Genomic DNA, 6402 nt, shown 5'->3' with positions numbered 1-6402 from the left:
CCGTCCACGGTGACCGTGTCGCAGGACGCGGCCGGACGCTGGTACGTGTCCCTGCTGTGCGAGGACCCGTCCGTGCAACCGCTGCCTGCCACCGACGCGGCCGTCGGCATCGACGTCGGGCTGGAGCATTTGCTGACCCTCTCGACCGGCGAGAAGGTTTTCAACCCCTGGCATGAACGCCGTGACCGCGCCCGTCTCGCCCAGGCCCAGCGACAGCTTGCCCGCAAGGCTCTGGGTGACGGAGCGAACCGGGACAAGGCCCGCCGGAAGGTCGCCAAGGTCTACGCCCGGATCACCGACCGCAGGCGTGATCACCTGCACAAGCTCACCACTCGGCTCGTTCGTGAAAATCAAACGATCGTGATCGAGGATCTCGCGGTGCGGAACATGGTGAAGAACGGCCACCTGGCCCGTGCCATCGGCGATGCGGCGTGGTCGGAGTTTCGGGGCATGCTGGAGTACAAGGCCCGGTGGTACGGCCGCGAAGTGATCGTGATCGACCGCTGGTTCCCGTCCTCCAAGCTGTGCTCCGCATGCGGCACCCTGCAGGACAGGATGCCGCTGGACGTCCGCGCGTGGACGTGTGGCTGTGGGGCGACCCACGATCGGGACGTGAACGTGGCGAAGAACATTCTGGCCGTCGGGCTGACGGCGTCTGTCTGTGGAGCTGGTGTAAGACCTCAACGGAGTACTCCGGGCGGGCAGTCGGCGATGAAGCAGAAACCCCTACGGCGCGAGCCGTAGGAATCCCCCTCCTTCAGGAGGGGGAGGAAGTCAAGTTCACAACTGCTCCGGTTTCTGCAGGAGTCGGGTGAGGGCCGTGAGGTAGCGGGCGCCGACCGCACCGTCCGTCGCGCGGTGGTCGGCGGAGAGGGTCGCCGTGACCACAGGACGTACGCCGAGCAGGCCGTCGACGGCCCATGGCCGGTCGACGACCCGGCCGAAGCCGACCAGGGCCACCTGCGGGGGATGGATCACGCCGAAGACGGCTTCGACCCCCTGATCGCCGAGGCTGGTGACGGTGATCGTGGCGTCGGACATCTCGGAACCGCGCAGTCTGCCCGTGCGTGCCCGGGTGACCAGGTCCTTCAGGGTGGCCATCAGTTGCGGGAGCGGGAGAGCGTCGGCGTCGCGCAACGTGGGGGCGACGAGTCCTCCACCGTGCAGGGACAGCGCCACGCCGAGGTGCACCCCCTCGCCGGCCGTGAAGCGGTCGTCGGTCCAGGAACCGTTGAGCTCGGGGACTTCCCGCGCGGCCAGCGCCGCCGCCTTGAGCATGAGGGCCGTCGGCAGGAGCCGTTCGCCGACCGGGGTGCGCCGGTTGTGTTCGTGCAGCCAGTTCATCGAGGCGGTCATGTCCACGGTCGTGGAGAGGTAGTAGTGGGGAATGTCCCGGTTGGCGCGGCTCATGAGGCCGGCGATCGCTCGGCGCATGGTCGCTGCCCGGTCGTCGGACGGCGGCGCGGCGGCCTGGCGTTCAGCGGCGGGACGTGCGTCCGTGGGCGCGGCCGGTGCGGCCGCACCGGCCGCGGCCTGCCGCACGTCCGCTGCACGGACAGCCGAATCCTTGCCCGTGCCCGCCACCGTGCTCAGGTCGACGCCGAGTTCCGAGGCGAGCCGCCGGGCGAACGGGGTGGCCCGCGCGCGCGGCGGCCGAGCGGTGGAACGGGCGCCTGCCGCCCTCTCTACGTCGGTCCGGGTGACGCGACCTCCCGGTCCGGTGCCGCGCAGTGTCTCCAGATCGACGCCACTGTGCTCCGCGAGGTGTCTGATCAGGGGACCCGCTTCGATGTGGCCGGATTGCAGGACCGTGTCGGGTGCGGGTGCGGGTGCGGGTGCGGGTGCGGGTGCGGGTGCGGGTGCGGGTGCGGGGGCCGGGACCGGAGGCGCGAGCACGGGCTCGGCTGCGGGCGAAGCGGGACGAGGCGGCGGAGGCAAGGGAGGTGGCGCAGCCGGTGCCGGTTCGGCGGGCTCGTCCTTCTTCGGGGCACGGCGAGCCGTTCGCTTCCCAGGTTTGCCAACGCCCTCCTTCACCGCCGCCCCGATCACCGCGAGCGGTGTGCCCACCGGCACCGTCGCGCCCGGCTCGACCAGCAACTCCGCCATGGTCCCGGTCTCGAAGCACTCCACCTCGATCGTCGATTTCGCGGTCTCGACGACCGCGACCGGATCGCCCTTGCGGACGGGGTCACCCGGTCGCACGAGCCATTCCAGCAGGGTGCCCTCGTCCATGTCGGCGCCGAGGGACGGCATGGTGAACTCGGCCATGGTCAGCCCACCGCCCGGTGGGCCGCCGCGACGATGTCGGCCGACTGCGGCAGAGCGGCTTGCTCCAGGTGCCGGGCGTACGGCATAGGAACCTCGGCACTGCACACCCGCTCGACGGGAGCGTCCAGTTCGTAGAACGCGTCCTCCGCGATACGGGCGGACACCTCGGCGGCCAGGCTTCCCGTCCGCCATGCCTCGTCGACGACCACCGCGCGGTGCGTGCGGGCCACGGAGGCCGTGACAGCCTTGACGTCGAGGGGACGGAGCGTGCGCAGGTCGATCACTTCGGCGCTGATGCCACCGGTGGCCAGCTCGTCGGCCGCCGTGAGGGCCTTGGACAGCGAACCCCCGTAGGTGATCAGGGAGATGTCGGTGCCGGAGCGGAGGATCACCGCGTGATCCAGGTCCACCGGTTCCGCGGACGGCGGGAGTTCGCCCGACACGTTGTAGAGGCTGCCGTGCTCGAAGATCAGTACCGGGTCGGGGTCGGCGAGCGCCGGGGCCAGCATGTGGCGGGCGTCCTGCAGGGTGGCGGGGGCGAGGACGCGGATGCCGGGGATATGCGCGTACCAGCCCTCCAGGCTGTGCGAGTGCTGTGCCGCGAGCTGCCGACCGGCACCCGTGGTCATGCGGATGACCAGCGGTACGGCGAGCTGACCGCCCGACATGTGCAGCAGGGTGGCGGCGTTGTTGAGGATCTGGTCGAGGGCGAGCAGGCTGAAGTTGACGGTCATGATCTCGACGATCGGCCGCATCCCGGCCAGGGCCGCGCCGATCCCGGCGCCCACGAACGCCGACTCCGACAGCGGGGTGTCACGGACGCGTTCGGGGCCGAACTCCTCCAGCAGGCCGAGGCTGACGCCGAAGCAGCCGCCGTAGCGGCCCACGTCCTCGCCCATGAGGAAGACACGGTCGTCCGAGCGCAGCGCCTCCCGCAGCGCCTCGCGCATGGCCTCCCGGTACGTCGTCCCGGCCGCGGTTTCGGCGCCCATGGTCAGATCACCGCCTGCGCCGGTGCGCTGGTGACGTGCCGGAGCAAATTCTCCACCGGCTCCTCCGGCGCCTGCTCGGCAGCTTCGACAGCGTCGTCGATCTCTGCCGCGATCCGCCGCTCGATCCGGGCGGCGTCCTTGTCGACCGGCGCACCGCTCTCGCGCATGCGGTCCATGAGCACGGTGATCGGGTCGCGGGACTTCCACCGTTCGATCTCTGCCTTGTCGCGGTAGCGGTCGGGGTCGTACATCGAGTGCGCGCGGAAGCGGTAGGTGCGCAGTTCCAGGAAGTGCGGGCCGGTGCCGGTCCGGATGCCCTCGACGGCCCGTTGGGCCGCCTGTTCCACGGCCTCGACGTCCATGCCGTCCACGGACCAGGCGACCATGCCGTAGGAGGTGGCGCGCATCGCCAGGTCCGTCTGTGCCTGGTGCCGCCCCAGAGCCGTGCCCATGGCGTAGAGATTGTTCTCGCATACGAACAACAGAGGCAGGTTCCACAGGGCCGCGAGGTTCGCCGTCTCGTGGAACTCGCCCTCGGCGAAGGCCCCGTCGCCGAAGAAGCAGCAGGTGACACCGTTCTGTCCGCGCATGCGGTCGGCGAGCGCGAGGCCGGCGGCCAGGGGGAGTCCGCCGGCGACGATGGCGTTGCCGCCGTAGAAGCGCCGACCCGCGTCGAACAGGTGCATGGACCCGCCCCGGCCGCCGCTGCATCCGGTCGTCCTGCCGTACATCTCGGCCATGACCGCCTCGGCCGTGATGCCGCGGGCCAGGGCATGGCCGTGCTCGCGGTAGGTGGCGACGATGGCGTCCTCGGGGGTCAGCGCCTCGTTGACGCCGACGGCGACGGCCTCCTCGCCGATGTAGAGGTGGACGAAGCCGCGGATCTTCGTGGCGCTGTACAGCTCGACGCACCGCTCCTCGAAGCGCCGGATGCGCAGCATCGCCTCCAGCAGGTCGACGCGGTGCTCGTCCGCACCGGGCGCGGCCTTCGTGGTCTTCCTGGCGTCCTTCCGGGGCGACGGGGACTTGCGGGTACTGCTGGGGCGGGCCGGGGTCATGCTGATCCCTCCAACGTGGACAGGTCGCCGGTGGGCAGGCCGAGTTCGCGTGCGCGCAGCAGCCGGCGCATCACCTTGCCGCTGCGGGTCTTGGGCAGGTGCTGGTCGAAGGCGATCTCGCGGGGAGCGACGGCGGGTCCCAGCTTGCTGCGGCCGAAGCCGAGCAGTTCCCGCTCCAGGTCCGGGGTCGGCTCCACCCCCGGGCGCAAAGACACGAATGCCTTGACGACGTTCCCGGCGACCGGGTCCGGCCGTCCGATCACCCCGGCCTCGGCCACCGATGGGTGTTCCATCAGTGCGCTCTCCACCTCGAACGGGCCGATGAGATGCCCCGCCGACTTGATCACGTCGTCGGCGCGTCCCACGAACCAGTACCAGCCGTCGGCGTCCCGGCGCACCAGATCGCCGGTCAGATACCAGCCGTCCGCGAACGCCGCTTCGTAGCGCTCCTCGTCGTGCAGATAGCCGCGGAACATCGACGGCCATCCCGGCCGCAGCGCCAGCTCGCCCTCGACGCCGGGGGTGCGCACTTGCGTGACCCTGCCGTCGACGACCAGGGCCCTGCCGTCCTCGCCCTGCTGCAGCACGGTCGCCTCGACGCCCGGCAGGGGCCGTCCCATCGAGCCGGGCCGGATCTCGCAGGCCGCGAAGTTCGCGATCATGATGCAGCCGGTCTCCGTCTGCCACCAGTTGTCGTGCACCGGCAGGCTCAGCACGTCCCTGCCCCACACGACAGCCTCCGGGTTGAGGGGCTCGCCGACGGAGGCGATGAAGCGGAGGGCCGAGAGGTCGTGTGAGCGCGGCAGGTCGTAGGGGCCCTGGCGCGGTGTGGCGCGCATCAGCATGCGCAGGGCCGTCGGAGCGGTGTACCAGACGGAGACGCGTTGTTCGCCGAGGATCCGGTACCAGCGCCGGGCGTCGTAGTCGCCCTCGTCGACGACCGCAGTCACACCGTGGACGAGCGGGGCGATGACGCCGTACGACATGCCGGTGACCCAGCCGGGGTCGGCGGTGCACCAGTACACGTCCTCGGGGTGCAGGTCGAGGGCGTAGGCGGCGGTGGCGTAGTGGGCGACGACGGCCTCGTGGACGTGGACCGCGCCCTTGGGCGTGCCGGTGGTTCCGCTGGTGAAGTGCAGCAGGGCCATGTCGTCGGGGGACGTCGGCGGAATGGCGAAGACATCGGGGACGATGGACATCAGGCCGTCGAAGGAAGCGGTGCCGGGCAGCTCGGCGGCGCCGGGGCCGACGATCAGGACGTGCCCCAAGCCGGGCAGCGACGCCCGGCGCTCGGCGACCTTGCGCCGGTAGAGGTCCGCGGTGGTGACCAGGACGCGCGCGTCACCGAGACGCAGCCGTTGCTCGACCGGGTCGGGGCCGAACGCCGAGAAGAGCGGACACAGGACACTGGTGTTCTTCAGCGTGCCCAGGACCGTCGTGTACAGCTCGGGGCAGCGGCCGAGCAGTGTGAACACCCGGTCCCCGTGGCCGACGCCGAGCGATCTGAGGACGTTCGCGAACCGGGCGGTACGGCGGGCCAGTTCGGCGTACGTGACGATGGCGACGGAGTCGTCCCGGGCCACGCACCTCAGCGCGGCCTTGTCCGCGTTGCCCGAAGCCGCGTGCCGATCGACCGCCTCGTGAGCCATGTTGAGGCCGCCACCGGGGAGCCCGGCCAGCTCACTGCGTGCCTGCGACCACGTGAAGGCCGAACGGGTCCGGTCGTAGTCGCCGAGACGCGGTGGCACCGCGGGGTCGGCGTCCTTGAGGATGGTTTCCCAGTGCATCGGTGCTCCTCCCGGCACTGCCCCCGATCTCCAGGGTCGCGGAGCCGGGCCGTGACTGCACTTCGGAGGTGGGGAGACGGTCCGACGCACCGGTGGTCGCATCTACGGCGTCGTGCAGCCGGGGCGGCCGCTCCTTGCGGGCCCGAATCGCACGGTGCGCGGCTCCGCTCGTTCTGCACTTTTCGTGCCACCTCGTGGGCCTTGGCTAGTCCGGTTCCATGTAGGGGCGGCGGAAGACCGGTGCCTGGCCGGTGCCCCACGGCCGTACGGCTGCCAGAGCCCGGGAGACCGCGGATT

At 71.0% G+C, this 6402-nt stretch carries 5 protein-coding genes; 1 reads left to right on the top strand and 4 read right to left on the bottom strand.

All coding sequences use genetic code 11. From position 1 onward, the window contains the following. The coding region (locus tag ABT085_RS42475; RefSeq protein ID WP_351621354.1) for an RNA-guided endonuclease TnpB family protein at positions 1 to 744 on the top strand (744 nt) is incomplete at its 5' end. Positions 745 to 780: 36 nt separating this feature from the next. Here the strand turns inward: ABT085_RS42475 and ABT085_RS42470 are convergent. The 4 genes from ABT085_RS42470 to acsA are packed head-to-tail and all read right to left on the bottom strand — an operon-like array spanning position 781 to position 6105. Next, a complete protein-coding gene (locus ABT085_RS42470; protein ID WP_351621352.1) occupies positions 781 to 2268 on the bottom strand; it encodes a dihydrolipoamide acetyltransferase family protein in 1488 nt (495 codons plus the stop codon). A 2-nt stretch (positions 2269 to 2270) separates the two neighbouring features. Next, entirely contained in the window at positions 2271 to 3260 is a 990-nt protein-coding gene (locus ABT085_RS42465; protein WP_351621349.1) for an alpha-ketoacid dehydrogenase subunit beta, read from the bottom strand. 2 nt (positions 3261 to 3262) lie between these two features. After that, positions 3263 to 4318: a pyruvate dehydrogenase (acetyl-transferring) E1 component subunit alpha gene (pdhA, locus tag ABT085_RS42460; protein WP_351621347.1), complete on the bottom strand. Its 1056-nt coding sequence runs from the start codon at positions 4316 to 4318 to the stop codon at positions 3263 to 3265. Further along, positions 4315 to 6105: an acetate--CoA ligase gene (acsA, locus tag ABT085_RS42455; protein ID WP_351621344.1), complete on the bottom strand. Its 1791-nt coding sequence runs from the start codon at positions 6103 to 6105 to the stop codon at positions 4315 to 4317. The genes pdhA and acsA overlap by 4 nt, the downstream gene beginning before the upstream one ends. Between the last annotated feature and the right edge of the window lie 297 nt (positions 6106 to 6402).

This window comes from Streptomyces sp. NPDC002265, assembly GCF_040296125.1.
Taxonomy (GTDB): Bacteria; Actinomycetota; Actinomycetes; order Streptomycetales; family Streptomycetaceae; genus Streptomyces.
The sequence above is the reverse complement of the archived record's forward strand: the minus strand, read 5'-3'. Positions and strand labels throughout refer to the sequence as shown.